23 protein-coding genes are annotated in these 25,259 nt (G+C 55.9%); 6 read left to right on the plus strand and 17 right to left on the minus strand.

Annotated features, from left to right (window positions below; all coding sequences use genetic code 11):
• Nucleotides 1-11 precede the first annotated feature (11 nt).
• Both CC94_RS0119410 and CC94_RS0119415 read right to left on the minus strand, forming a co-directional pair.
• Nucleotides 12-794 (minus strand): ParA family protein, encoded by a 783-nt coding sequence (locus CC94_RS0119410; protein ID WP_031431875.1) that lies wholly within the window; start codon nt 792-794, stop codon nt 12-14.
• Nucleotides 795-865: 71 nt separating this feature from the next.
• The gene (locus CC94_RS0119415; RefSeq protein WP_005372534.1) at nt 866-1,351 is read right to left on the minus strand and encodes a zinc ribbon-containing protein; all 486 of its coding nucleotides are present in this window, start codon (nt 1,349-1,351) and stop codon (nt 866-868) included.
• An 82-nt stretch (nt 1,352-1,433) separates the two neighbouring features.
• Between CC94_RS0119415 and leuS the strand changes: the two genes are divergently transcribed.
• Genes leuS through holA form a run of 3 tightly spaced genes read left to right on the plus strand, consistent with a single transcriptional unit; the run spans nt 1,434 to nt 5,433 of the window.
• Entirely contained in the window at nt 1,434-3,917 is a 2,484-nt protein-coding gene (gene leuS / locus CC94_RS0119420; RefSeq protein ID WP_031431876.1) for a leucine--tRNA ligase, read from the plus strand.
• Nucleotides 3,917-4,408 carry an LPS-assembly lipoprotein LptE gene (locus tag CC94_RS0119425; RefSeq protein ID WP_031431877.1) on the plus strand — a complete coding sequence of 164 codons (492 nt, stop codon included), beginning with the start codon at nt 3,917-3,919 and terminating at the stop codon, nt 4,406-4,408. Before leuS ends, CC94_RS0119425 begins: the two co-directional genes overlap by 1 nt.
• A gap of 2 nt (nt 4,409-4,410) precedes the next feature.
• Nucleotides 4,411-5,433, plus strand: a complete 1,023-nt coding sequence (holA, locus tag CC94_RS0119430; RefSeq protein WP_031431878.1) for a DNA polymerase III subunit delta — start codon at nt 4,411-4,413, stop codon at nt 5,431-5,433.
• Nucleotides 5,434-5,523: 90 nt separating this feature from the next.
• On the opposite strand, the gene CC94_RS0119440 is transcribed toward holA, so the two are convergent.
• From CC94_RS0119440 to CC94_RS24905, 11 genes are all read right to left on the minus strand, one after another.
• Nucleotides 5,524-6,468, minus strand: a complete 945-nt coding sequence (locus CC94_RS0119440) for a quinoprotein relay system zinc metallohydrolase 2 (protein ID WP_031431879.1) — start codon at nt 6,466-6,468, stop codon at nt 5,524-5,526.
• Between the two features lie 175 nt (nt 6,469-6,643).
• Nucleotides 6,644-7,366: a DsbC family protein gene (locus CC94_RS0119445; protein ID WP_005372543.1), complete on the minus strand. Its 723-nt coding sequence runs from the start codon at nt 7,364-7,366 to the stop codon at nt 6,644-6,646.
• A 73-nt stretch (nt 7,367-7,439) separates the two neighbouring features.
• A complete protein-coding gene (gene rseP, locus CC94_RS0119450; protein ID WP_005372545.1) occupies nt 7,440-8,813 on the minus strand; it encodes an RIP metalloprotease RseP in 1,374 nt (457 codons plus the stop codon).
• 7 nt (nt 8,814-8,820) lie between these two features.
• A complete protein-coding gene (gene ispC, locus CC94_RS0119455) occupies nt 8,821-10,005 on the minus strand; it encodes a 1-deoxy-D-xylulose-5-phosphate reductoisomerase (RefSeq protein WP_005372547.1) in 1,185 nt (394 codons plus the stop codon).
• Nucleotides 10,005-10,874: a phosphatidate cytidylyltransferase gene (locus tag CC94_RS0119460; protein ID WP_005372549.1), complete on the minus strand. Its 870-nt coding sequence runs from the start codon at nt 10,872-10,874 to the stop codon at nt 10,005-10,007. The genes ispC and CC94_RS0119460 overlap by 1 nt, the downstream gene beginning before the upstream one ends.
• 20 nt (nt 10,875-10,894) lie before the next feature.
• Entirely contained in the window at nt 10,895-11,662 is a 768-nt protein-coding gene (locus tag CC94_RS0119465) for an undecaprenyl pyrophosphate synthase (protein WP_005372556.1), read from the minus strand.
• 14 nt (nt 11,663-11,676) lie between these two features.
• Complete coding sequence (gene frr / locus CC94_RS0119470; protein ID WP_005372565.1) at nt 11,677-12,234, minus strand: ribosome recycling factor; 558 nt, start codon at nt 12,232-12,234, stop codon at nt 11,677-11,679.
• The gene (gene pyrH / locus CC94_RS0119475; protein ID WP_005372567.1) at nt 12,231-12,959 is read right to left on the minus strand and encodes a UMP kinase; all 729 of its coding nucleotides are present in this window, start codon (nt 12,957-12,959) and stop codon (nt 12,231-12,233) included. The genes frr and pyrH overlap by 4 nt, the downstream gene beginning before the upstream one ends.
• A 57-nt stretch (nt 12,960-13,016) precedes the next feature.
• Nucleotides 13,017-13,898 carry a translation elongation factor Ts gene (tsf, locus tag CC94_RS0119480; RefSeq protein ID WP_005372568.1) on the minus strand — a complete coding sequence of 294 codons (882 nt, stop codon included), beginning with the start codon at nt 13,896-13,898 and terminating at the stop codon, nt 13,017-13,019.
• 87 nt (nt 13,899-13,985) lie between these two features.
• Nucleotides 13,986-14,729: a 30S ribosomal protein S2 gene (gene rpsB, locus CC94_RS0119485; RefSeq protein WP_005372570.1), complete on the minus strand. Its 744-nt coding sequence runs from the start codon at nt 14,727-14,729 to the stop codon at nt 13,986-13,988.
• 842 nt (nt 14,730-15,571) lie between these two features.
• The gene (locus CC94_RS24905) at nt 15,572-15,793 is read right to left on the minus strand and encodes a DUF4172 domain-containing protein (protein ID WP_245549356.1); all 222 of its coding nucleotides are present in this window, start codon (nt 15,791-15,793) and stop codon (nt 15,572-15,574) included.
• A gap of 341 nt (nt 15,794-16,134) precedes the next feature.
• Between CC94_RS24905 and map the strand changes: the two genes are divergently transcribed.
• Nucleotides 16,135-16,899 carry a type I methionyl aminopeptidase gene (gene map, locus CC94_RS0119505; protein ID WP_005372572.1) on the plus strand — a complete coding sequence of 255 codons (765 nt, stop codon included), beginning with the start codon at nt 16,135-16,137 and terminating at the stop codon, nt 16,897-16,899.
• A gap of 5 nt (nt 16,900-16,904) precedes the next feature.
• Entirely contained in the window at nt 16,905-19,535 is a 2,631-nt protein-coding gene (glnD, locus tag CC94_RS0119510; protein WP_031431880.1) for a [protein-PII] uridylyltransferase, read from the plus strand.
• A 37-nt stretch (nt 19,536-19,572) separates the two neighbouring features.
• Here glnD and CC94_RS0119515 read toward each other — a convergent pair whose 3' ends face one another.
• The 4 genes from CC94_RS0119515 to CC94_RS0119530 form a co-directional block, all read right to left on the minus strand.
• Nucleotides 19,573-19,968, minus strand: coding sequence for a PilZ domain-containing protein (locus CC94_RS0119515; protein ID WP_005372575.1), 396 nt, complete (start codon nt 19,966-19,968; stop codon nt 19,573-19,575).
• Between the two features lie 371 nt (nt 19,969-20,339).
• A complete protein-coding gene (locus tag CC94_RS0119520) occupies nt 20,340-23,717 on the minus strand; it encodes an NAD-glutamate dehydrogenase domain-containing protein (protein WP_005372576.1) in 3,378 nt (1,125 codons plus the stop codon).
• On the minus strand, nt 23,714-24,139 hold the full coding sequence (locus CC94_RS0119525; protein ID WP_005372577.1) for an ATP-binding protein: 426 nt from the start codon (nt 24,137-24,139) through the stop codon (nt 23,714-23,716). Before CC94_RS0119525 ends, CC94_RS0119520 begins: the two co-directional genes overlap by 4 nt.
• A gap of 9 nt (nt 24,140-24,148) precedes the next feature.
• Complete coding sequence (locus CC94_RS0119530; RefSeq protein WP_005372578.1) at nt 24,149-24,490, minus strand: STAS domain-containing protein; 342 nt, start codon at nt 24,488-24,490, stop codon at nt 24,149-24,151.
• Nucleotides 24,491-24,760: 270 nt separating this feature from the next.
• Between CC94_RS0119530 and CC94_RS0119535 the strand changes: the two genes are divergently transcribed.
• Nucleotides 24,761-25,252 carry a peroxiredoxin gene (locus CC94_RS0119535; RefSeq protein ID WP_005372579.1) on the plus strand — a complete coding sequence of 164 codons (492 nt, stop codon included), beginning with the start codon at nt 24,761-24,763 and terminating at the stop codon, nt 25,250-25,252.
• Nucleotides 25,253-25,259: the final 7 nt, after the last annotated feature.

Consider the following 25,259-nt stretch of genomic DNA (forward strand, 5'->3'; position numbering starts at 1 on the left):
TGACCCCGGCATTACGATTCGCCGTGAATCTCGGAGTGCAGCGCCTTGAACTCTTCGGTCAGTTTATGGCCAGGCACGTAATGCACCAGCGGCTGCGCCTGGCTGTGCGATTCGCGTACCTTGATCGAAGGCGAAATCATCGCGGCAAGCACCGGCAGGCCTTCGGCAATCAACTGATCGACCAGCTGGCGCGGCAGGTTCGCCTGTTTCTGGAACTGGTTGACCACGATTCCCTCGATCTCGAGGTTTTGATTGTGGTCGGTCTTCACTTCGCGAATCGTATTCATCAAAGTCAGCAGCGAATCGCGCGAAAAAGTATCGCAATCGAACGGTATCAGGCATTTGTCTGCCGCGATCAGCGCCGACTGACTGTAGAAGTTCAGCACCGGCGGCGTGTCCATGTACACCTGGTCGAAGCCTTGCAAACTTTCCAGCGCCTCCTTCAGTTTGAAAATCTTGAAGCGCGATTCGAGCTTGCTTTGTAAGGCCTCCAGCTCCGGATGCGATGGCACGATGTACAGATTCGGAAACGGCGTTTCATGAATGAAATTTTCCAGACCGGAACCCGTGCTCCCTCCGAACAGCGACAGACTCAGCGTGTCCTTGAAAAACTGCGCGAGCGTCTTTCCGCTTTCGGTGACCTTTTGACCCATCAGGTATTGCGTGGAGTTGCCCTGAACGTCCAGATCGATCACCAGAGTCCGCTTGCCTTCGACAGCACTGATCGCGGCCAGATTGCAGGTAATCGTGGATTTGCCGACCCCGCCCTTTTGATTGAAAATGACTCTGCGCATTATTTTACTCGTACCTCGAAATCCGCTGGCTGAAAGCGCCATTATAATACATTAGTCAAGCTTTTTGTTGCTTACATGCGCACGAAGGTGGTTGCATGGCAAACCGGGCAAACCGGGATTTCGCTGGTGGTCTTGAACGCGATTTCCTTGCCGCAGCTGTCGCAGATGAAGGTGCCCGGGATCGTGATTTCCCCGCTCTGGTACTTGTGCATCCTGGCGCGTTCTTCGATCTCGGCCAGTTGGATGCGGGTTTTGTCCGCAACGCTCAAAAAGGCGTCGAGCGCAAAGTTCTCGATCAGCTCGATGTCGAATTTGAACCATTCGCCCAGCTCCTTGTCATTCTGCTCGGCAGACAAATCGCGGGCCGCACTTTCGACGTCCCGCTTCACATAGCCCGATACCTTGTCCAGCTCTTCCTTACTCAAATCGCTGGTTTTACCGGCTTTTTCGGTCGAGATCTCGAGCGCTTCGCCGAGCGTGTGCAGGGCATCGTCCATCGTCTCGTAAAGGTGCTTGACAATGTCGTTGTACGCAGCGACCCATTTGTTTTTACTCATCGTTACATCTCCTGAAAATGACACTCTTTGATTCGAGCAACTGTGGTATTCTAACGCTTTTGGCCGACAAAAGACGAGAAGGATGCAAGAAAATTACAAGCCGTTGGTTGTAGAGCAAGAAGTGCAGCGAATCTGGGAAGAAACTGGCGTATTCGGCGCCTCCGAGACTTCCCAGGGCGAAAAGTATTATTGCCTGTCGATGTTCCCCTATCCCAGCGGTAAATTACACATGGGGCACGTCCGCAACTATACCATCGGCGACGTGATCAGCCGCTACCAGCGCATGCTCGGCAAGAACGTGCTGCAACCGATGGGCTGGGACGCGTTCGGCCTGCCGGCCGAGAATGCGGCGATGCAGCACGGCGTGCATCCCGCGGATTGGACCTACGAAAATATCGCCTACATGAAGGGCCAACTGCAGCGGCTCGGTTTCGGCTACGACTGGAACCGCGAGATCGCGACCTGCGATCCCTCATACTACCGCTGGGAGCAATGGTTCTTCCTGAAACTGCTCGAAAAAGGCCTGGTCTACAAAAAGACCGCACCGGTCAACTGGTGCCCGAACGACATGACCGTGCTCGCGAACGAACAGGTGATCGACGGCTGCTGCTGGCGCTGCGATACTCAGGTCGAACGCAAGGAAATCGCGCAATGGTTCCTGAAGATCACCGATTATGCGGACGAACTTCTGTCCGCGCTCGAGTCGCTCGACGGCTGGCCGGAGCAGGTCAAGACGATGCAGGCGAACTGGATCGGCAAGAGCTACGGGGTCCGTTTCGCGTTCCCTTACGAACTGGACGGCAAGCGGGAGTTGTTATGGGTGTTCACCACCCGCGCCGACACGATCATGGGTGTAACCTTCTGCGCGGTCGCTCCCGAACATCCTTTGGCGGCGCGTGCCGCCCGCAATAATCCGGAACTGGCCGCGTTCATTCATGAATGCGAACAGACCGGCACCGCCGAAGCGGATATCGCGACACTCGAAAAGAAAGGCATGCCAACCGGAATCAGGGTCACCCATCCTTTGACCGGCACGCAGGTGCCGGTCTGGGTCGGCAACTATGTGCTGATGAGTTACGGCGAAGGCGCGGTGATGGCAGTGCCGGCGCACGACGAACGCGATTTCCATTTCGCGCAAAGGTACCATCTGCCGACCCTCCAGGTATTGGAAAATAAAAGGCCCGGCAAGGACGACAAGCCGTTCGATACGATCACCTGGCAGGATTGGTATGCAGCGAAAGACGATTCGATGGTACTGATCAACAGCGGCAAATACGAAGGTCTGACCCACAAACAGGCGATCGACACGATCGCGGGCGACCTGAAAGCCAAAGGACTTGGCGACAAGCATGTGCGCTTCCGCCTCCGCGACTGGGGCGTTTCACGCCAGCGCTACTGGGGTGCGCCAATTCCGGTGATCTATTGCGACGACTGCGGCACCGTGCCGGTACCCGAAAAAGACCTGCCGGTCGAACTGCCGCGCGATGTGGTGCTGGACGGCTCGCAATCGCCATTGGTCGCACATCCGACTTTCTCCAAAACAACCTGCCCAAGTTGCGGTAAGCCGGCCCGGCGCGAGACCGATACGTTCGATACGTTCATGGAGTCGTCCTGGTACTTCGCAAAATTCACCTGTAAGGATGCGGAGACGATGCTCGATGCCCGCGCGAACTACTGGTTGCCGGTCGACCATTACATCGGTGGGATCGAACACGCAATCCTGCACCTGCTCTACGCGCGCTTCTATAACAAGCTGTTGCGCGACGAAGGCCTACTGGCTCCCGACGAACCGTTCAAAAACCTGTTGACCCAGGGCATGGTGCTGAAGGACGGCAGCAAGATGTCGAAGTCGAAAGGCAATACGGTCGATCCGCAGGCGCTGATCGACCAATACGGCGCCGACACGGTTCGCCTGTTCATCATGTTCGCAGCGCCGCCCGAGCAGTCGCTCGAATGGTCCGACAGCGGCGTCGAAGGCGCCTTCCGCTTTTTGAAACGGCTCTGGAAGCTGGTCTATCAACACGTCGAACCGGGCCAGCCGGCCAAAGCGCTCGACAAGGCGGCCTTGACCAAGGAACAGGCCGACTTGCGCCGCCAGCTGCATCAAACGATCGCGAAAGTCAGCGACGACTTCGGCCGCCGCTTCACCTTCAATACCGCGATCGCAGCCAATATGGAACTGGTCAACAGCCTGTACAAGTTCAACGACGAAACCGACAACGGGCGCGCCCTGCTGCAGGAAGCCTTAGAGGCGATCGTACTGATGCTGTCCCCCATCGTGCCGCATGTCTGCCATCAGCTCTGGCAGGACCTGGGGCGCATCGATGCGCTGATCGGCGCCGGCTGGCCGGCGGCGGACCCGTCGGCGCTGGCGCAGGATACGCTCGAAATGGTCATACAGATCAACGGCAAACTGCGCGGCAAAATCTCGGTGCCTGCCGCCGCCTCGAATCAGGAAATCGAAGCCTTGGCGCTGAACAACGAACACATCGCGCGCTTGCTGGAAGACCAGGCAGCCAAAAAAATCATCGTGGTCCCCAAAAAATTGGTGAATATCGTTATTTGATGAAGAAGCTTTTCATTGTTTTACTGGCATGTTGGTTGAGCGCCTGCGGCTATCACTTGCGTGGAACCGAACAGGCGGCGGTCAAATTCAAGAAAGTCTATATTGAAGGCGCATCAGAAGCCTTGCGGGAGCAATTCGACGAAATATTGAAATTATCGTCCACCCGCTTGGCTAAAAACGCAAAAGAGGCGGATCTGCACATCAAGGTGGACGATGAAAAATACAACCGCCGCGTCGTTTCGCTGAATTTCAGCGGCCGCTCCAACCAGCTGGAGCTGAGTTATCGCCTGAAATTTCAACTGGCAGGCGCCGATAATGCTCCACTGCCCTCGAACGACCCGCTCCTGATCACGCGCGAGTTTTTCAACGACCAACAGGACATTCTGGCGAAAAATAACGAAGAAGGCGTGATCCGGCGGGAAATGTACCGGCAGGCGGTGCGTTCCATCCTCGACCGCGCGAAGGCGCAAATTCAGGCTAAAGCCAAATAACCATGCGCCTGAAGCCGGAACAGACGACGCAGCATTTACGCGGCAACAAGCTCGCGCCGGTTTATCTGGTCAGCGGCGATGAGCCTCAGCAAATCGCCGAAATCACCGATGCGATCCGCAAGGCAGCACAGGAGGCCGGCTATCTGGAGCGCGAGATCTTTTCGCAGGACAGCGGCTTTTCCTGGAACGACCTGCCGGCAGCCGCGTACGCGACTTCGCTGTTCGCGGACCGGAAAGTGATCGATCTCAGGCTGCCCTCCGGCTCTCCCGGCACCGAAGGCGCAAAGGTTCTGAGCGCCTATTGCGAACGCTTGCCCGAAGATACCCTGTTATTGATCACCTCCGGCAAACTGGCCGCCGCTGCTCTGAAAACCCGCTGGTTTCAGGCCCTGGAACGTGTCGGCGTGTTCATTCAGGTCCGGCCGCTCGAAGGCGAGGATTTGCAGCGCTGGCTGCAGCAGCGGCTCCAACTGCGCGGGCTCAATACCGATAATGAAGGCTTGAAGCTGCTCACCGGCCGAGTCGAAGGCAACCTGCTGGCCGCCGCACAGGAAATCGAAAAGCTCTACATCCTCTACGGCGCGGGATTTCTGGATGCCGTAAAGATCGCCGACGCGGTCGCGGACAGTTCGCGCTACGATGTATTCAAACTGGCCGACAGTCTGCTGGCCGGCCATCCGGGAAGAATTACCAAAATTCTGGCGGGATTGAAAGAGGAGGATGTCGCCCCTCCGGTCGTACTCTGGTCGATCACCCGGGAAGCTCGCTTGCTTTGCAAGCTCAAGCGCGAGATCGCCGCCGGCAAAAACCGGGACGCCGCGATGCAGGCGCAGCAAATCTGGGACAAGCGCAAAGCACTGGTCGGCCATGCGCTGGAACGTTTGGGCGAAACCGCTTTACACCGGATCCTGGTACTCAGCGCCAAAGCCGACCGCGAGATCAAAGGCCAGCAACCGGGCGATCCCTGGCAGAGCTTATTGCAGATCTGCCTGCTGTTTACCGCGATCGGCGGACTCCAACGGTAATTTCGTACTTTCTGCTTCAACGCCAGGACTCGAAGCGCGCGACTTCCCGAATCGACCGCTAGACTCACGAGGCGCGTTATCGGTTAGTTTTCAGTCTTCCCACTCCAGCTCCGCGAACGCGGTCGACACGTTTTTGCGGTGAAAATCCTCGAAAAGTTTCCATTCGGCTTTCGCTTCATAGCCGACCGCCTCCACTGCCTGTTCGAGAAACCCGCCATTTTTGATCCAGGCTCTCAGGTCGGTCAACAGTGTCTGCAAATAGCGTTTTTCAGGCTGCAGGCTTTGCGGCCAGTCCGTCACGATGGAGCCATGCCCGGGAATCACGACTTTGTAATTCCGGCGCTCCAGTCGGTCGATCTCCACGAGCCATCCTTTCAAGCTGCCGTCGATCACCGGCAAATGTTCGAGAAACAGCAAATCGGCCAACCAGAGGGTATCGGTCAAAGGATCGTAAATCGACAGGTCGCTGTCGGTATGCGCAGGCTGATGGGCGGTCAGCTTCAGGATGCGTCCGCCGAGATCGACGTCGAGTTCTTTTTCGACCGCGATATCGGGGGGAATGAGGTTCCCGGACGTTAAATCGATCCCCAGCAGTTCTTTTGCCTTGGCAAGATAAAAAGGCCCGCGCGCCGCCATCGCGCGGCCGAGCAGGGAGTGCCCGACGAACTTGACGCCGTTCGCCTTGAACACGCTATTACCGTAGATATGGTCGGGATGTACATGGGTATTGATCACATAGCAGATCGGCTTGTCCGTGTGATGGCGGACCGCATTCAAAAGCGCCCTGCCCTGATCTGGATTTCCGCCTGTATCGATCACCGCGACACAGCGCTCGCCGACGATGAAGCCGATGTTCGCGATCGCGCCGTGATTCCGGGTATCCGGAATTTCATGAGGCCCTAAATGCACGTAAATTCCAGGCGCTACCTGGGTTACCGAAAGCACGGCAGCCGCCGCGGCCGGACGAATCGCCGCAAGCAGGAACAATGCCGAAAGCAGCAAGGCTCGAAGCGGAGTTAGACCGCAGCTTCTCATAGGCAGACCACCTTGAGGGGTATGATAATTCGTAAGAAGGGGTTGAATAATCCCGATACAGGGAGTCCGGCTTAAGGCATGCACTTCGCCTCTACTCTCTGTATTCTGAATCTTTTCGAGCATGACAAATCGGCTGCCGGACCGTCCCTTCGGCCCGGAAAATCCGACCGCAAGTTTACTTTGCCGCCTGTTCGTCTCGCAGGACTTCGGCCAGTTGCTTGGCCGGCACATAGCCCGGCAGCAGATTGCCTTTTTCGGTCACGATCAACGGCGTGCCCCGCGCATCGAAATCCTGCGCCAGCTGCATGTGTTGATCAACCGGATTATCGCAGGTTTTTTCTTTCGGGGCGGCGCCTTTCTTCGCTTCGGTCAGCGCCTTGTTCCGGTCGTCCGCGCACCACACCGAAACGGCTTTTTTATAGGAATCCGATCCCTTGCCCGCACGCGGATAGAACAGATAGCGCACCGTGATGCCTTCGGCGAGATATTGGTCGATTTCGGAATGCAGTTTGCGGCAATAGCCGCAGTCGATATCGGTGAACACCGAAACCTGGTATTTGCCGATCTTCGGTTTGAAGATGATCATGTTCTTTTCGCCGACCTTGTCGAGCGCGGCCAGGCGGGCGCCGCTCAACTTTTCCTCGGTCAAATCGGTACGCGAAGCCAGATCGATCAGATGGCCCTGCAGCAGATATTTGCCCTCTTCGCTGACGTAAAACAGATCGGCGCCGACCATCACCTCGAACAAGCCCTTGATCTCCGAAGGCTTGATCGAGTCGACCTTGACCGAAGGCATCGCCTTCGCAAGCGCCGACTTGACATCGGCTTCATCCGCCCGCAGTAAACCCGCGGACATCGCCGAGGCAGCGAAAGCAACAACAGCAATAATTCTCTTCATGATCTGCTCGTTTTTGAGTTATTGAAAAAAATCCGGACGTTCGCAAAAGACCGGAATCAACCGAAAGGCCGGCTTATTGGAACAGGCGCTGAATATCCATCACCATCCCCAGCGCCATCAGGGTTACCAGTATCGCAATGCCGATCTGTTGAAAAAAGAGCTGGCTTTTTTCGGACAGGGGTTCGCCTTTGATCGCCTCGATCCCGAAAAACAGCAAATGCCCACCGTCGAGCACCGGGATCGGCAGCAGATTCAATATGCCGAGACTCACGCTGACCAGCGCGATGAACTTCAGGAAAGGCATGAAACCGATTTCGGCGGACTCGCCGGCATATTGCGCGATGCTGATCGGTCCGCTCAAGTTTTTGACCGAGGCCTGGCCCAGCACCATCTTGCCCATCATTTTCAGCGTCGAAAACGAATAATCGTAGGTTCTGGTGAAGGCGGCAGGAACCGCTGCGAGAGGTCCCAACGCGTATTTAACCTGCAACGCGCTCCTGACCTCTTCGGGAATCACGACCGATGCGCCGATTTTTCCTTCGGCCTTCGGCGCTTCGCCTTTCACCGTTGGCGGCATCTCTACAACCTTCGGCGTGATCGTCAGCGTCCGGCGCGCGCCGTCGCGCTCGACTTCGGCCGTTATCGGCCGGCCGGGGCGGTTTTTGACATATTCGACCCACTGCTGCCAATCGGCGATCGGCGTGCCGTCCGCACTGATCACGATATCGCCGGGTTTCACGCCTGCCGCCAGCGCCGCGCCTTCCGGCAACACCTTATCGATCACGGGACGCAATCTCGGCATCCAGGGAGTAAACCCGAGCCGCTTGTAAAGCTTTTCGGGATCGTCGACATCGGCCTCGGAAAACTTGATCCACCGCACCTCTTCCCGTCCCTGCCTGTCCTTTACGAGCAGTTTGATTTTCCGGTCTCCGCCGAGCGCCGTACCGATCAGCACGTTCAAGGTTTCGGCCCAGGTCGGGGTCCGCTTGTCATTGACCGCAACGAATTCGTCACCTTCCAGCAAGCCGGCTTCGGCCGCGAGCGTACCTGCCTCGATCTTGCCGAGAATTGGCCGCGTCCCTTCTTCGCCGACGACCAGCACGACCCAAAACAGGACAACGGCCAGGATCAGATTGAAAATCGGTCCAGCCGCCACGATCGCGGAACGCGCGGAAAGCTTTTGCCGGTTGAAAGCATAAGGCAGATCTTCGCTTTTGACTTCACCTTCGCGCTCATCGACCATCTTCACATAGCCGCCCAGCGGAATCGCCGAGATCACATATTCGGTCGTTTCCGGGGCTTTCCGGTAAGACCACAGGACCCTGCCGAACCCCACCGAAAAGCGCAGCACCTTCACGCCGACCTTGCGGGCAACCCAAAAGTGTCCGAACTCATGGAACGAAACCAGGACGCCGATGGTGACGATGAAGTAAAAGAGAGTGCTCATAATAAATTTAGCCGGCCAGTTGATCGATTATCCGGTTAGACACCGTTCTGGCTAATTTATCCTGATCCAAAACAATTTCGAGCGAATCGGCCGCCTTGACCTCGATCGCATCCATGCTGCGTTCGATGATGGCTGGAATGTCGGTAAAGCGTACCCGGCGGTTCAGGAAGGCATCGACCGCGATTTCGTTCGCCGCGTTCAACACCGCCGGCATCGTGCCGCCGGCTTCGATCGCCTTGTAGGCCAGGCGCAGACAGGGAAAACGCTCCAGGTTGGGCTCTTCGAAATCCATCCGGCGCACGTTGAAAATATTCAAAGGCTCCGCGCCGGATTCGAAGCGGCCGGACCAGGCCAATGCATGCGCGATCGGAATCCGCATGTCCGGATTGCCCATCTGGGCAAGCACGGTGCCGTCGATGTAATCGACCATCGAATGAATCACGCTTTGCGGATGGATCACGACCTGAATCTGCTCGGGCTTCATGTTGAACAGCAGGCAGGCCTCGATCATTTCGAGCCCCTTGTTCATCATGGTCGCCGAATCGACCGAGATTTTCTTGCCCATATCCCAGTTCGGATGCGCAACCGCCTGCTCCGGCGTGACATGCACCAGGTCTTCGATCGGGGTCTGCCGGAATGGGCCGCCCGACGCGGTCAGCAGGATACGCCGGGCCGCCTGCGCGGTCACGCCGGTTTTATAAGCGGACGGCATGCACTGAAAGATCGCGTTGTGCTCGCTGTCGATCGGTAGCAGCTCGGCGCCGGAATCGGCGATCGCCTGCATGAAGAGATTGCCGGACATTACGAGCGCTTCCTTGTTGGCCAGCAGGACGGTTTTGCCCGCCTTCGCGGCCGCCAATGTCGGCAGCAGGCCGGCCGCGCCGACGATTGCGGCCATCACCGAATCGACATTGTCCAGCGTGGCGGCCTCCGCCAAGGCTTCGGCTCCTGCCAGTACCCGGGTTCCCGCCACGGCAGTGCCGGCAATCTTGTCTCTGAATGCGGCGGCTTTCGCTTCGTCGGCGACGACGACCAGTTCGGGCCGGTGCCGCAGGCATTGGTCAAGCAAAAGATCGATATTGTTGTTCGCGGTCAGCGCAACGACTTTATACAGATCGGGATGCCTGGCAACCACATCCAGCGTGCTGACGCCGATCGAACCGGTCGCGCCGAGTATGCATATCCCTTTCATCAGATCAGCCCGTAAATCAGGTAAATGCCCGCATAGAACAGTGGGATCGCCGCAACGATGCTATCGACCCGATCCAGGATGCCGCCGTGCCCCGGCAGGATCGCACCGCTGTCCTTGACGCCGCGCTGGCGTTTGACCACGCTGAAGAACAGGTCGCCATAAACTGAAATTAGCACGGTCAGCATCGACAACAGCGCAAAGTCGGCCGCAAAGACGTAATTGAAGCCGTAGAACAGACTCAGAACGACTGCGCAGACCAGACCCGACACAATCGCCCCGTAAAAGCCGGCCACCGTCTTGCCGGGGCTGATGTCCGGCGCCAATTTGGTTTTACCGTATTTTTTGCCGACGAAATACGCGCTAATGTCGGCCACCCAGATCAACACCAGGAAATACATGGTCATCGGCGGCTCGTAGAACACCCGCAGCCGGGTCAGGAACAGCCAGCAGGTGAAGAGGATGAACCAGCCGATCAGCATCTTGTAGCGCAGCCTCGGATTCAGATTCAGCACCGTCTGCGGCAGATTCCGGATCGAAAGCATCACGATAATCCAGAACAGAACCGCCGGCACTACCAGCCATTCGATCACCCCCGAGTAAAAACGGATCTCCGGCCATTTGGTCCATTGCGCCAGCAGTTCCAGAAACTGGGTCCAGAGATGGGCCCCGATCATCGGCAGAATCAGCGCCAGCAGGAACAACAACCGCTTGGCGATCGATTGCACATCGATCAGATACAGCCATTCCCATGCCGCGACCAGCGTCAGGACGGCGAGCACCAGGGAGAAATATTCGGGAGGAAGCGTAAATACCGCCGTAGCGACGAGGGCGGCCAAAATCGATGCAGTGATAATTCGCTTGAGCAACATTGTTATAGTTATCGTTAAGGTTAGAGAGTGACCGCTTTGCCGAGTACCTGTTCGCCGGTATGCCCGAAGCGCCTTTGCCGGCCTTTGAAGCTCAGGATGGCCTGTTCGAGCGATTTTTGGTCGAAATCGGGCCATAGCGTGTCGGTAAAGTACAATTCGGTGTAGGCCAACTGCCACAATAAAAAATTACTGACGCGCTGCTCGCCGCCGGTTCTGATGAACAGATCCGGTTCCGGCAAATCCGCGGTGGATAAATGGCGACTGACCAGGCTTTCGTCGATATCCTGCGGATTCAGCTCGCCGGCCAGTACTTTCTGATTGACGGCGCGGAACGCCTGGCACAGATCCCAGCGTCCGCCGTAATTGACCGCAATTACCACGGTCAAGGCGGTGTTATTGCGGGTTTGCGTTTCCCCTTCGGACATTTTCTTCTGTAAAGCTTCGGAAAAACGGCTTCTGTCGCCGATAAAACGCAGGCGAATATTGTTCCGGTGCAGCTTGTCGATTTCGGCGTGTAAGGTCGCCATGAACAGCTCCATCAGTAAAGAGACTTCTTCCGGCGGCCGCCGCCAGTTCTCGCTGCTGAACGCGAACAGCGTCAACACCTCGACGCGCTCGCGGACACAGTGTTCGACGATTTTACGGACCGCCTTGACGCCTGCTTGATGGCCCACGGCCCTCGGCATGAAGCGCTTCTGCGCCCAACGCCCGTTACCGTCCATAATGATCGCGATATGGCGAGGAATCCCGTTATCGGTTGGATTAATACAGGCGTTGTCTGACGGCATGAGAGGCTTCCGAATCAAAGCGACAGCAGATCGGCTTCTTTTGCCTCCAACAGCTTTTCGACTTCCTTGACATATTGGTCAGTGATTTTCTGGATCTTTTCTTCCGCGCCTCGCGCATCGTCTTCGGAAATCAGCTTTTCCTTCAGCGCTTCCTTGATCGCGTTGTTCGCATCGCGGCGGATATTGCGGATCGCTACGCGGCCGTTTTCGGCCTCCTGTTTGACGACCTTGACCAGTTCGCGGCGGCGCTGTTCGGTCAACGGCGGCAACGGAATACGGATCGTCATGCCGTTGGTGGCGGGATTCAGGCCGAGATCCGATTTGAGGATCGCTTTCTCGATCACCGGCACCATGTTCTTTTCCCAGGGCGTGATCGTCAACGTCCGCGCATCCTCGACCGCGATGTTCGCGACCTGGGACAGCGAGGAATCGGTGCCGTAATAAGACACGCTGATCTGGTCGAGCAGGCTCGGATGTGCGCGGCCGGTCCGGATTTTCGAAAACTCGTGCTTTAAGGCTTCGATGCTTTTGCCCATGCGGGACGCGGCATCCTGTTGAATGTCACTTATCATTTCTTGTTTCCTCGTTCAATCAGCGAACCGATTTCTTCGCCCTTCATCAACCGCATCACCGCGCCTTGTTCGAAGATGTTCATTATCCGCATCGGGATATCATTGTCCCTGCACAGTACCAGCGCAGTGGTATCCATCACGTTCAGCCGCTGATCGAGTGCTTCGTCGTAAGTCAGATGCGGATAAAAAACCGCCTCCTTGTTTTTGGCCGGATCGTCCGAATAAACGCCCTTGACCTTGGTCGCCTTGATCATCAGCCCGGCGTTGATTTCGATCGCCCTGAGGCTGGCCGCCGAATCGGTGGTGAAAAACGGATTGCCGGTGCCCGCCGCAAAAATCACGACCCGCCCTTTTTCCAGATGGCGAACCGCGCGGCGGCGAATGTAGTCCTCGCAGACCTGATTGATTTTCAGCGCCGACATCACGCGTGCCTGCAAGCCCTGATGCTCGAGCGCATCCTGCATCGCCAGCGCATTGATCACGGTCGCCAGCATGCCCATCTGATCGCTGGTCACCCGGTCCAATCCCTGCGAAGCCTTATCGGCGCCGCGCAGGATATTGCCGCCGCCGATCACCAGGCCGACCTGGACGCCGAAATCGGACAATTCCCTGATTTCGGCAGCCAGACGGTTCAGGATGTCGGAGTCGATGCTACCGCCCGCTTCGCTCATCAGCGCCTCGCCGCTCAGCTTTAATAAAATTCTCTGGCAAATCGGTTTTGTCATAAATGTTTGTCGGATGGTTTATTAAAAGCTTGTGTACAAGGTCTGACACCAGCCGGTTTAGCTGCCCCGTACCTGCGCCATGACTTCCTCGGCGAAGTTTTCTTCCTTCTTTTCGATCCCTTCGCCGACTTCGAGACGGGCGAAACGCACGACATTATTGCCCTTCGACGCAACCAGTTTGCCCACCGACAGCTTGTCGTCCTTGATGAACGGCTGGCCCAGCAGGGTTACTTCGGCGAAGAATTTGCTGATCCGTCCGGCGACCATCTTTTCGATAATGTCGGCCGGCTTGCCGCTTTCTGCAGCTTGCGCCTTGAAGATTTCCTTTTCCTTTTCGATCGTTTCCTGGGAAACCTGGTCTTCGGACACACAAATCGGCTTGCTGGCGGCGATGTGCATCGCGATGTCCTTACCCAGTTCCTTGTCGGCCTTGGCCAGTTCGACGATCACGCCGATCTTGCTGCCGTGCAGATAGCAGGCGGTGCCGCCTTCCGCAGTGTGAAGTTTTTCGAAGCGTCTGACGGTGATGTTCTCGCCCAGCTTTGCAATCAGCGCACGGCGGGTTTCATCGACCGTTTCGCCGCCGGCCAGCTTCATTTCGAGCAATTGCTCGTTGGTCGCGACATCGGCGCTCAACAGTGCGGTCGTCACGTCGTTCACGAACGCGACGAAATCCGGCGATTTGGCGACGAAATCGGTTTCGCAGTTGATTTCGACGATTGCCGCCGTTTTCTCGTCGCCACTGATCCTGACGCCGATGCTGCCTTCGGCCGCGATCCGGCCGGATTTTTTGTCGGCTTTCGCCAGACCGGCCTTGCGCATGTTTTCGATCGCCAACTCCATGTCGCCGTTGGCTTCTTGCAGGGCCTTTTTACATTCCATCATGCCGGAACCGGTTCTTTCACGCAGTTCCTTAACCATACCCGCGGTAATACTCATTCTTTAATTTTCCTCAACTTGTCATTCACTATGAAAACGCCCCCAAAAGGAGGCGTTTTCCGGTCTCATCGAATAGCCCGTTTCGGCTTATTCGGCTACGGGAGTCTCTTCGACGAAGTCGTCCGCTTTGGCCGACAACCCTTGCGCGGCGGCCTTCGCTTCCAGAATCGCCACGGAAGCGCATTCGCAGTACAGTTTGACTGCGCGGATCGAATCGTCGTTGCCGGGAATCACGTAATCGATGCCTTCCGGCGAGTTGTTCGAATCGACAACGCCGACCACCGGAATGCCGAGTTTCTTGGCTTCCATGATCGCATTTTTTTCGTAACCGACATCCAGCACAAAAATCACGTCCGGAATGCCTCTCATGTCTTTGATGCCGCCCAGGCTGCGCTCGAGCTTTTCGAGCTCGCGTTCCATCATCAGCGCTTCTTTCTTGCCGAAGCGTTGATACAAAGTCCCGTCGGTCTTCATCGCTTCCAGTTCCTTTAAGCGATTGATCGATTTCTTGATGGTCTTGAAATTGGTCAGCATGCCGCCCAGCCAACGATGGTTGACATAAGGCATGCCGCAGCGGATCGCTTCTTCCGCAATCACTTTGCGCGCCGCTTTCTTGGTGCCGACAAACAGAATATTGCCTTTGTTTGCGGACATTTGACCCAGGTAATTCATCGCGTCGTTGAACAACGGAAGCGTTTTTTCCAGATTGATGATATGGATCTTGTTACGGGCACCGAACAGGTATGAAGACATTTTCGGATTCCAGTAACGGGTTTGGTGTCCGAAATGAACACCCGCTTCCAACATTTGACGCATTGAAACTGCCGCCATTAAATTCTCTCCTAAGTATAAAGTTCGGAACGAAGTTCCGGTGGGTTACGCCTCCCTTTACCCCGCCTGCCAACCCGCCGCAATACGTACGGCACAGTCACCCTGGCAAGCGTGACGGTAAAAGTGAGTATTTATTTCAGAAAAACTGAACCTAACTTTATACCATATTTCGCTTCTCAGAACAAATTGCGATGTCGGTCTATCGCCGAGACCGGTCCGACCTGAAATCAGGCGGCATCCGCGACCGCGAAGACCCCCTACGATTTACCTCGTCGCTGCCACCGCCGTACTTGTGGCGGGCTAAGACCGTTGAGCGATGTTGCCCTGGCTGTATATCTGAAAGGACTGTCGACCGACTACTAGAGCATTTTCATATCGCGTGTAGGGAAGCCCTCGCCTTCTGAAGGGCGCGCCATGCCGTTAAGTCCAGCCAGCCCCGTAGGGTACGCTGTGCGTACCCTACGGGGCTGCATGCCGGACGGGATATTTATCCCGCCCGTAACGTTTAGCATCGCGCGAACACAGACGAGGATTTTATGCTGACGGTAGGCCTTCAAACGTGGGGAACGAGGTTGCCAACCTCGTCTCACTCAGGGGGATTGCCGAGGTCCAGAGACAGAGCCCACCCTTCTGGGTTTCCGGATGCCGACAATCCCTGCCGGAATTCGGTTTGAACTGTTCGAAATCACTTGCAAGCCGACCTTTGGGGACATCTCCGAACGGTACGGACGGGATAAATTCCCGTGCGGCGTTTGGACCGCTGCCTCGCAACGCGGATCTTCGGAAAACCAGACATAGCGCGTAGATACTCTCTTAAATACACAAGTCCTTTTGCAAAAAATTTAATCCTTTAGCTGGATGCTTCGACAGGCATCGAATAAAAACGGGAGCCGTCGAATTCCTGATTCGTTATCAACATGCCATGGATGGCATGCAACACCAAGATGTTTAAAAGCACCGAACCTTAGGCCTGCGCCCAGCAGCAAACGCTTTTCGCTTTCCTCAATCCGGGATGGGTCGTAGCTGAAATCAGGCCAGTCAGGTTGTTGCCAGTTCCAGATCATGAGTGATACTCCCTCTTCTTATACCTCATCACAAGAAAAATTATGAGTTATAGAAAGTATTTTTTTAACTCACTCGTCTCGTTGAAGAAAGTTTTGATGAAACTCAAGATTTCCGGATGTATTAAGAGCATGGCTTTGACGGCTTTGAGTTTGCTTATTTCGATCGTTTTTGTGGCTTTTCCAGAGCGAAATACGCTGGCGTTTTATGCCGGCCGGCGTATCCGACCGGGATATATGATATATTGTAAGAATTTTACGGCGAATCTCGGCATTTTCGTTGCTCCGTAAATCAATTTATATCCTGCGAATTCTTTCAATTGTTCCGAGGCCTTGCCTGATCAATGAGCATTACCATCAAAACCGAAACCGAAATCGAAAAAATGCGCATCGCCGGCCGTCTGGCCGCCGAAGTCCTGGAAATGATCGAACCCCATGTCGTACCGGGCATTACGACCAATGAGCTGAATAACATCTGCCACGATTACATCGTGAACGTGCAAAAGGCCATTCCGGCGCCGCTGAATTATCGAGGCTTTCCAAAATCGATCTGTACTTCGGTGAATCAGCAGGTCTGCCATGGCATTCCCGGCGAAAAAAAGCTGAAATCCGGAGACATCGTCAATATCGATATTACCGTGATCAAGGATGACTATCACGGCGACACCAGCAAGATGTTCTGCGTCGGCGAAGTCAGCCCGCACGCGAAACGACTGGTCAAGATCACCCAGGAATCGATGTATCTGGGCATTCAACAGGTCAAACCCGGCGCGACGCTGGGGGATATCGGCCAGGCGATCCAGAAGCATGCGGAGAGCAACCGTTATTCGATCGTCCGGGAGTTTTGCGGGCACGGCATCGGCAAAGTCTTCCACGAGGAACCGCAGGTCCTGCATTACGGCAAGGCCGGCACCGGCGAAGTACTGCAGCCGGGCATGATTTTCACGATCGAACCGATGGTCAACCTCGGCAAACGCCATGTCAAAATATTGTCGGACGGCTGGACCGTGGTGACCAAAGACCGCAGCCTTTCCGCGCAGTGGGAACATACCTTGCTGGTCACTGCCGACGGGTACGAGATTCTGACATTACGGCAAGAAGAAAGGTAATCCCGTTGCACGATCCGATCGACAAACTCCCCTTCTCCGGCTCCGACAGCCTGCCGTTCTTCAAACAGCTGCTGAAAGAGAAAAATGCCGAACTGCACCGCCAATTCGATCCGCACCGGTCGGTGCTGCCGCTGCTGCATGCCAAATCGGATTTCATCGATGCGATCCTGGGCCGCTGCTGGCGCCTTTTCCTCGGCGATCATGCTCCCCGCCTGAGCCTGATCGCGGTCGGCGGTTACGGCCGGCGCGAGCTGTTCCCGTATTCCGATATCGACATCATGGTCCTGCTCGATTCGGAAGGCGCTGCACCGCGTCAGGACGCACTGGTACAGTTTTTCACGTTTCTTTGGGACATCGGTCTGAAACCCGGATACAGCGTCAGAACGGTCGAAGAATGCGTGCGCGAGGCGATCGACGATCAGACCGTCATCACCAGTCTGATGGAGATGCGGCTGATCTGCGGCGATCAGGCGTTGTATGAAACGCTCAGAGAGGCGATTGCGCCCGACAAGATCTGGCCTTCGGACCAGTTTTTCGCCGCCAAAATGAAAGAGCAGCGGCAGCGCTACGCCAAATTCCACGACACCGCCTACAACCTGGAGCCGAACATCAAGGAAGGCCCCGGCGGACTGCGCGACCGCCAGGTGATCGCCTGGGTATTCAAACGCCATTACAATTCTTCGACCCTCAAAGAACTGATCAAATACGGCTTTCTGCCGGTCTCGGAATACAACGAACTGGTCGATGCGGTCGAGGTGCTCTGGCGCATCCGTTACGCCCTGCATTTGCAGACCAACCGCTGCGAAGACCGGCTGATTTTCGACTATCAGCGCGAACTGGCCGCGCAATTCGGCTTCAGCCGCGAGGACCAGCAATACAACCAGGACGTCGAACTGTTCATGCAGTTCTATTTCAAAACCGTGCAGGGCCTCGAACGCCTGAACGAAATGCTGCTGCAGCTGTTCCACGAACGCTTCATCAACGGTCATACCGACATCAAGCCGATTCCCGATAATGCGCAGTTCGTTTCGATCAACGGCTATCTGGAAGCGGTCGACGAACAGGCCTTTATCCGGAATCCAGCGTCCCTGCTCGAGATGATCCTGATTTTGCAGCAGCATCCGGAGCTGAAAGGGGTACGGGCCACCACCATCCGCCTGGTCCGCAAAAGCCTGCACCTGATCGATGACGATTTCCGCCACGACAAAACCGCCAACCGGCTGTTCGTCAAAATCTTCCAGCAACCCCGGGGGCTGACGCACCAATTGCGGCGAATGAACCGCTACGGCATCCTGGCCGCCTACCTGCCCGGCTTCGCGAACATCGTCGCCCGCATGCAGTACGATCTGTTCCATATCTACACGGTCGACGAACATACGCTGTTCGTGATCCGCAATCTACGCCGTTTTTCGCTCGAAAAACACAAGGACGAGCTGCCGCTGTGCAATCAGATATTTCTGTTGATCGGCAAACCCGAACTGTTGTACTTTGCCGCGCTTTTCCACGACATCGCCAAAGGCATGAACGGCGACCATTCGACGATCGGGGAAAACATCGCCCGGGAATTCTGCCGGCAGCACGATTTTTCCGCGCACGACACCAAGCTGGTCGCCTGGCTGGTCCGCAACCATCTGATCATGTCGATGACCGCCCAGCGCAAGGACATCAGCGATCCGGACGTGATCTACAAATTCGCCCAGCAGGCCGCCAGCGTCGAGTATTTGAATCACCTCTATCTGCTGACCGTCGCCGACATTCGCGCGACCAATCCCGAGCTCTGGAATTCCTGGAAAGATTCGCTGCTGCGGGAACTCTATTCGGCGACGCACCTGATGCTGCGCCGCGGCCTGCCGAACCCGGCCGGTCAGACCGACCGGATTCTCGAAACCAAAAAAGAGGCGTACGACGAACTCCTGAAGCTGGGCCTGTCCAAGGCGGACATCGACGCTTCCTGGCGGCATGTGAACGACGATTATTTTCTGCGCTATTCGGCCGACGAAATCGTCTGGCATACCATTGCGATCGCCTCTTCCAGCGAAGCCGAACTGCCGCTGGTGCTCCTGCGCCCGCAAACCCAGCACGGCAGCGCGGAAGTTTTCGTCTACACGACCAATGAAGGCAACATTTTCTCGATCAGCACCGCCACACTGGATCAGCTGGGCCTGACCGTACTCGACGCCCGCATCATGACGACCCTGGACAATTATGTGCTGAACAGCTTTCAGGTGCTCGAACAAAACGGCGAACCGATCACCGACTTGCTCCGGGAAGTGCATATTTGTTCCGTGCTGCGCAATAACCTGTTGAACAAAGCGGTGCACGAGCGTAAAAATATTCACCGCCAGTCCCGGCAGGCCAAACACTTTCCGATCCCGACCAGCATCCGTTTTCAGGACGACCCGCTGAGCCACTGCACGATCATCGAGCTGATCACCACCGACCGGGCCGGCCTGCTCTCGAAGATCGGCCGCGCCTTCTTGAAGCAGCACATCAATCTGCATAATGCGAAGATTACCACGATCGGCAGCCGCGCCGAAGACATGTTTTACGTGACGGACAGCGCGCTCCGGCCAATCACCGATGCCGAAACCCAGAAAAAACTGCGGGAAGAAATCGTCAGCGCGCTGGGAGGATAAACTGCCGGGAACTCTCGAAAAAAGAGGGAATTTCCCGCTAAATCGGCCAATGCGCTTCGTTCAGGCCGGCCGATTTTTTCAGATACCGGACCAGCCGGTTCAGGCTCTGGCTCTCGACATCGACATAGCGCATGCCGATCATGCAGCGTTCTTTCGACAGGCGCCGCAAAAACGCGATATGGCATTTTGCCCGAAAAGGCGCATCCAACCCTTCACCATCGGGCAAAGTCAAAGAAATCGACAATTGCACCGGACGTCCGCCGACCAAAAAGTTGCCGCCCGGCACGATCGCATCCCGCTGGTAAAGATCACACAACACATTGACGCCGTCCCCCGCCGTATCCACGGCAATGACGTGCAGCTCGACGCCGTTTTCATTGACGACCGTCGCTGGAAGGCTCTCCGAAACTCTACCATATATCTTCTTGTCCATGGTGCCCGATCCTCGCGGTTTGTTGATTGTCGACACAGACCAGAAATCTAGTTTTTATATACAGTACAGTTTGTTACTAGTTTTTTTAAAAGTCAATCCTAAAGTATCGGCGGTCGATTGCAAGCAGCACAGACTCTTGCGAACCGGTATCGGCATCCCCTTCTAAGCCATGCCCTTATACATAAATGCCGTCATACCCGCCGGGAAGCGGGTCGACTGCATGGATGCAGGAGCTAGAGCAACGCAGGAGCAGTTGCCGCATCCAGCGCCAGGGACGGCAAGCTCAAAACGTCCCTGTAGCCTGAATTCCGGCAATCCCCGGCCGGCGCAGGCTCTGCCGGAATGACGGACTTGTGTATAAGGATATGCTTCTAAACACCGCCCGCTTCGACGGAAAGACTGTCGGCCAGTCTTTCCAACTGCCCGCAGAGCACCAGATAGGGATACAAATGGGTGGGCGTCAGACGGCCGACTTCCCGGGCAAGATCGAAATAACGGGCGACTTCGTCCCGATTTCCGAGCGCTTCGAAATACGCCGCACACGTAGGCGCCGGGCTGGAGAGGATCACAATCAACAGTCTGCCGGTCAGCGTCATCAACTGTTCCTGCAAATCCCTGCCGACTCTGTCTTGCCAGCGGTCCTGGCTGGGCAAGCCGGAGAGACGGTCAAAGACCCCATCCAGCCCCAAAAGCGCTCTGATTTCCCGATACCGCCGCGAAACGGACGCCAGATCCCGCTGCGACTGCAGCGCCAGATCGACAAGCCATAAGAAATCGTGCAGTTCGCCGAAGAAAGCCATTTTTAAAGCGAGATCGTCGGCGATTCCCTGGGACTCGTAATGGGCCAGCCGTCTATTTACCGCTTCGTCCTGCGCCAGTATCCGCGCATGGAAATACTCCCAATAGTCGCTCAAGTACCCCCGGTACAAAGCCATTGTCGCCGCATCGGGCCGGATCCGGAGCGCGCGGGCTAAAGCCCAGCGGCAAAAATGCTCAAGCAGCAGTTCGATATCCAGCAGAAGCCGGTATTGCAGCGACGCCGGCACTCGATTATCGAGGCGCTCGATACGGCGCCGCAACGCATCCGCCTCCAGAATACGCTCAAAAGCCAGATAACAGTTGATTTGTTCCAGCAGGTCGATTTTTTCCCCGTTATGAGCAACAACAAAACCGCTACCGGCCTGATTGATGATCTTGTTGCTGATGAAGGTCGCCTTGATCTTGTCGGCCAGAGGATGCAGGAGCAAATCGTCCCGGTAATCTTCGACAATCCGCTCGGGAAAATAATCGCGCAGATAACGGTCGCAGCACGGATCTTCCAATAATGCCGTATGCGCCTGAATCTGTTCAGTCAGAAACATTTTGGCGCCAGCCATCAGCACCGCAAGCTCCGGCCGCGCCAGATTCTTGTCCGGCCGGCCCTGCACTTCTTTTTCGCCCGGAAACACGTTCCTGGCGCCATCGAGAAACCCGGCGGCCTCCAGTCGCTCGGCGGCCTTAAAAAACGCCGCGGTGCTTTCCGCGACCCGCAATTGCTCCAGAGACAGGCATTGGCTCTGCGCATAATTGTCCGCCAGCACCAGCCGGCAAACATCTTCGGTCATCTCGGCGAACAAGGTTTGGCCGTCGGCCAGTAAATTTCTCTTGCCGAGCAGCGTCAGCAGAATTTTTAAATTGACTTCATGATCGGACGTATCGACGCCGGCGGAATTATCGACCGCATCGGTATTGATCCTGCCCCCTTTCAGGTTGTATTCGATCCGCGCTTTTTGGGTAAAGCCGAGATTCGCCCCTTCCCCGACCACCTTCGCGCGCAACGCGGACGCATCGACACGGACATTGTCGTTCGCCCGGTCGGAAACGTCTTCGTGCTTTTCGGTGCTGGACTTCACATAGGTACCGATACCGCCCAGCCACAGCAAATCGGTTTCCGCGGTCAGCAAATAGCGTATCAGCGATTCGCCGTCGAGTGCGCGGTAATGTACGCCGAGCCATCCTTTCACCTCGGAAGAGAGCGGAATATCTTTCGCGGAGCGTAAATACACGCCACCGCCTTTCGACAACAACGAACGGTCATAATCGTCCCAACTGGAGCCCGGCAGTTCGAACAGGCGCTTGCGCTCCAGGAACGCGCGCTCGTCTTCCGGCGGGCTCGGATCGAGAAAGATATGCTGGCCGCTAAATGCGGCCCGCAAACGGATACAGGGCGACAGCAGCATCCCGTTGCCGAACACGTCGCCGTCCATGCTGCCGACGCCGATAACGGTAAACGTTTCATTCTGAATGTCCTTGCCGAGTTCGCGGAAATGCCGCTTCACGCATTCCCAGGCGCCGCGCGCGGTAATGCCCAAGGCCTTGTGATTGTATCCGCGCGAACCGCCGCTGGCGAATGCATCGCCGAGCCAGAATCGGTAATCTGCCGAAACCGCGTTCGCGATATCCGAAAACTGCGCGGTACCTTTATCGGCCGCGACGACCAGGTAAGGGTCGGGATCGTCGTACACGACCAGATCCGGCCGAGTCGATACGATCTGCGCGTCGTCGTAATTATCGGTCAGGTCGAGCAGGCCCTCGATCAGTATCAGATAAGCCCGTTTGCCGGCTTCCTTCATGCCGCCCCGCAAGCCGTCGCCGGTCAGTACGAATCCGCCTTTGGCGCCGGTCGGCACGATCAGCGCATTTTTGGCGATCTGCGTCTGCATCAGTCCGAGAATTTCGCTGCGGAAATCATCGGGCCGGTCGGACCAGCGGATGCCGCCCCGCGACACCTTGCCGGCGCGCAGATGAATGCCCTGCATCGTCGCCGCATGCACATAAATCTCGTACTGAGGCTTCGGCGGCGGCATCTCGATCACGCCCAGGCTGTCGATCTTGAAAGCGATGAAGTAAGCGTCGAGCGACTGCCGCCGCAGATGAAAATTGCAGCGCATCGTCGCATCGATCAGGTTGAACAGGTTGCGCAAGATTCTGTCGTCGTTCAAATCGGCAACATTTTCCATGCTCTTCAGCAAATTCAGATGCATCGGCAACAGGTTCCGCTCTTCTCTGAGAGAAGCATTTTCATCTTCCCTGTAAGGCCTGAAGCGCGCATCGAAATAATGGTACAGGCACAGCGCCACGTCGGGATTGCAGAGCAGCGCATGATGGATACTGGCGCGGGAGGTCCGGTGGCCCAATTGCAGATAATAATTCCGGTAGGCGCGCAACACGTCGACTTCCTGCCAGTCCATACCGGTCAGGATGATCAGCTTGTTCAGACCGTCGTTTTCGACGCGCGCGGCTAAAATCGCCCGGATTGCATCGAGCAGGCGCGGCCTCAGCCTTACGATCTGCTTGCAGGGAGCTTGCGCGGGCTTGATCGTGAAACTCTTGATGAAATAACGGACATCTTTTACGTCACCGGTAAACTGCACCTGATCCATTACCCTGAGATGCAGATTTTCGAGCAGCGGAATATATTCGTCGAGAAACCGTTCCTGCCGGCTGTAAAAATGCAGCCGGTAATGCTCGACGTGCCGGGACGGATTCAGCAGACTCACCGACGGACAAGCCTCATCCAGCCGCTCCAGATGCAGCATGTCTTTCAGCGCAAAGCGCGGCGGCACCAGCGCCTGATAATTTTCGGTTGCCAGGGAACGGTATTTGACGCACAAAGCATGGCCCTGCTTTTTGCCGAGCGCCCGTTCGGCCAGCCGGCGCAAGGCTTGCTGCCAGGTTTCGGGGCTGTTCTTTTTATCCGCCGAATTCATTTGAGATGCTTAACGATTTCCAACACATTGCAGTCGCTCATTCTATTGTAAGTGACCGAATCCATTAGCGTGCGGATAAAATAAACGCCCATGCCGCCTTCCTTGGGATGGTCGAAATCCGGGATGTCCACTTTTTCCAGGTCGAAACCCTGGCCGTGATCGTAGACCTTGATTTTCAATTCATGGTCGTCGATATGAATGGTGATGCGGACCGAATCCTTCGGGTCGTTACAGTTAGCGTGCTTGATCGCATTGGCGGTCGCCTCGGTCAACACCAGATTCAGATGATATGCCAGCATTTCACGATCGCCGGAGTAGTCTTCCAACTCCTTCGCAATATGTTCGCCGATACTCCCGATCAGATTCAGATATTTGGTCTGGGTGGGAATGATCACTTCGACCTGCATAATGGGATCGCACATAGCTAACGTTTATTTTTCATTTTCCAAAGCTTCAGTTAGATCGGTATAGATTTCGAAAATCCGGTTCAAACGCGTTAATTCAAACATCGACAGCACCTGCTGTTTGCAGCCGGCCAGGATGAACCGGCCAGACTTCTTCGACGTCAGATTCTTGTGTCCGGACAAGAGCGCACCGAGCCCCGAACTGTCGATAAAGCGCACCTTGTCCAACTGCACGACGATCTTGGCCTCTCCCTGTTCGATCAAACGCAGAAACATTTCTTTCAACCCGGCCGAATTATGCGCATCGATCCGTTCGTCGAGCACATTCACTACACTGTAGCCGTTGATTTTCTCCAGACTCGCATTCATCACTTATTCCAAAATTTTTACCTTTAACTTTATCCCATCGCATACCTTGCTTCCGGCCGGACGGAGAATTATTTATCAACCGGGTCAAGACAATGGCTAGACTTTCGTTTACAGGCTGATTATCATGCGGAGGACATCGTCCGTAAACGGTGTTCCGATCCTACCCACTCAGACAAACAAATACCCGGTCTTGCTCATTGGCCGTTCGCACCGAAGCCCGGCTTTGTGCTGAGTGTACCATAATAACAATAACGAGATTCGAGGTGTTCGATGCTAGAAAAACTCCAACCCGCTCCGATGTTCAGAGCAATGAACCAGAACAACCAACTGGTCAGCCTGCACGATTTTGCCGGCGAGAAAAACATTGTCTTATATTTCTATCCGAAAGACGATACCCCCGGCTGCACGATCGAGGCCAATGAATTTACCCAGTTGGCCGACGAATTCGCAAAACTCGATACGGTCGTGATCGGCGTCAGTAAGGATACCTGCCAATGCCATGCCGATTTCGTCAAGAAGTACGGACTGAAAGTGGAACTGCTCGCCGATACCCAAGGCGAAATGTGCGTAAACTACGGCGTCTGGCGCGAACGCGAGAAGAACGGCGTGAAAGGCATGCACATTCTGCGCTCGACCTTCATCATCGACAAGGAAGGCATTCTGCAAGACGTCGCCTACGGCGTCACCCCGGAAGGGCATGCCCAGGAAATCCTGGACAAGCTGAATCCCCAGCCCGAGGAAGAGGAAGCGGCAGCCGAATAAGCGCTGC

Source organism: Methylomicrobium agile (assembly GCF_000733855.1).
Taxonomy (GTDB): domain Bacteria; phylum Pseudomonadota; class Gammaproteobacteria; order Methylococcales; family Methylomonadaceae; genus Methylomicrobium; species Methylomicrobium agile.

Coding starts and splice junctions, on each gene's coding strand:
- CC94_RS0119460 (WP_005372549.1), bottom strand. CDS start 10,874: ATGTTGCTCAAGCGAATTATCACTGCATCGATTTTGGCCGCCCTCGTC.
- pyrH (WP_005372567.1), bottom strand. CDS start 12,959: ATGACAAAACCGATTTGCCAGAGAATTTTATTAAAGCTGAGCGGCGAG.
- CC94_RS0119425 (WP_031431877.1), top strand. CDS start 3,917: ATGAAGAAGCTTTTCATTGTTTTACTGGCATGTTGGTTGAGCGCCTGC.
- CC94_RS0119465 (WP_005372556.1), bottom strand. CDS start 11,662: ATGCCGTCAGACAACGCCTGTATTAATCCAACCGATAACGGGATTCCT.
- leuS (WP_031431876.1), top strand. CDS start 1,434: ATGCAAGAAAATTACAAGCCGTTGGTTGTAGAGCAAGAAGTGCAGCGA.
- CC94_RS0119445 (WP_005372543.1), bottom strand. CDS start 7,366: ATGAAGAGAATTATTGCTGTTGTTGCTTTCGCTGCCTCGGCGATGTCC.
- frr (WP_005372565.1), bottom strand. CDS start 12,234: ATGATAAGTGACATTCAACAGGATGCCGCGTCCCGCATGGGCAAAAGC.
- rpsB (WP_005372570.1), bottom strand. CDS start 14,729: ATGGCGGCAGTTTCAATGCGTCAAATGTTGGAAGCGGGTGTTCATTTC.
- CC94_RS0119410 (WP_031431875.1), bottom strand. CDS start 794: ATGCGCAGAGTCATTTTCAATCAAAAGGGCGGGGTCGGCAAATCCACG.
- CC94_RS0119520 (WP_005372576.1), bottom strand. CDS start 23,717: ATGAATTCGGCGGATAAAAAGAACAGCCCCGAAACCTGGCAGCAAGCC.
- CC94_RS0119535 (WP_005372579.1), top strand. CDS start 24,761: ATGCTAGAAAAACTCCAACCCGCTCCGATGTTCAGAGCAATGAACCAG.
- CC94_RS0119515 (WP_005372575.1), bottom strand. CDS start 19,968: ATGGACAAGAAGATATATGGTAGAGTTTCGGAGAGCCTTCCAGCGACG.
- CC94_RS0119530 (WP_005372578.1), bottom strand. CDS start 24,490: ATGAATGCGAGTCTGGAGAAAATCAACGGCTACAGTGTAGTGAATGTG.
- CC94_RS24905 (WP_245549356.1), bottom strand. CDS start 15,793: ATGATCTGGAACTGGCAACAACCTGACTGGCCTGATTTCAGCTACGAC.
- tsf (WP_005372568.1), bottom strand. CDS start 13,898: ATGAGTATTACCGCGGGTATGGTTAAGGAACTGCGTGAAAGAACCGGT.
- ispC (WP_005372547.1), bottom strand. CDS start 10,005: ATGAAAGGGATATGCATACTCGGCGCGACCGGTTCGATCGGCGTCAGC.
- CC94_RS0119525 (WP_005372577.1), bottom strand. CDS start 24,139: ATGTGCGATCCCATTATGCAGGTCGAAGTGATCATTCCCACCCAGACC.
- CC94_RS0119440 (WP_031431879.1), bottom strand. CDS start 6,468: ATGAGAAGCTGCGGTCTAACTCCGCTTCGAGCCTTGCTGCTTTCGGCA.
- CC94_RS0119415 (WP_005372534.1), bottom strand. CDS start 1,351: ATGAGTAAAAACAAATGGGTCGCTGCGTACAACGACATTGTCAAGCAC.
- map (WP_005372572.1), top strand. CDS start 16,135: ATGAGCATTACCATCAAAACCGAAACCGAAATCGAAAAAATGCGCATC.
- holA (WP_031431878.1), top strand. CDS start 4,411: ATGCGCCTGAAGCCGGAACAGACGACGCAGCATTTACGCGGCAACAAG.
- rseP (WP_005372545.1), bottom strand. CDS start 8,813: ATGAGCACTCTCTTTTACTTCATCGTCACCATCGGCGTCCTGGTTTCG.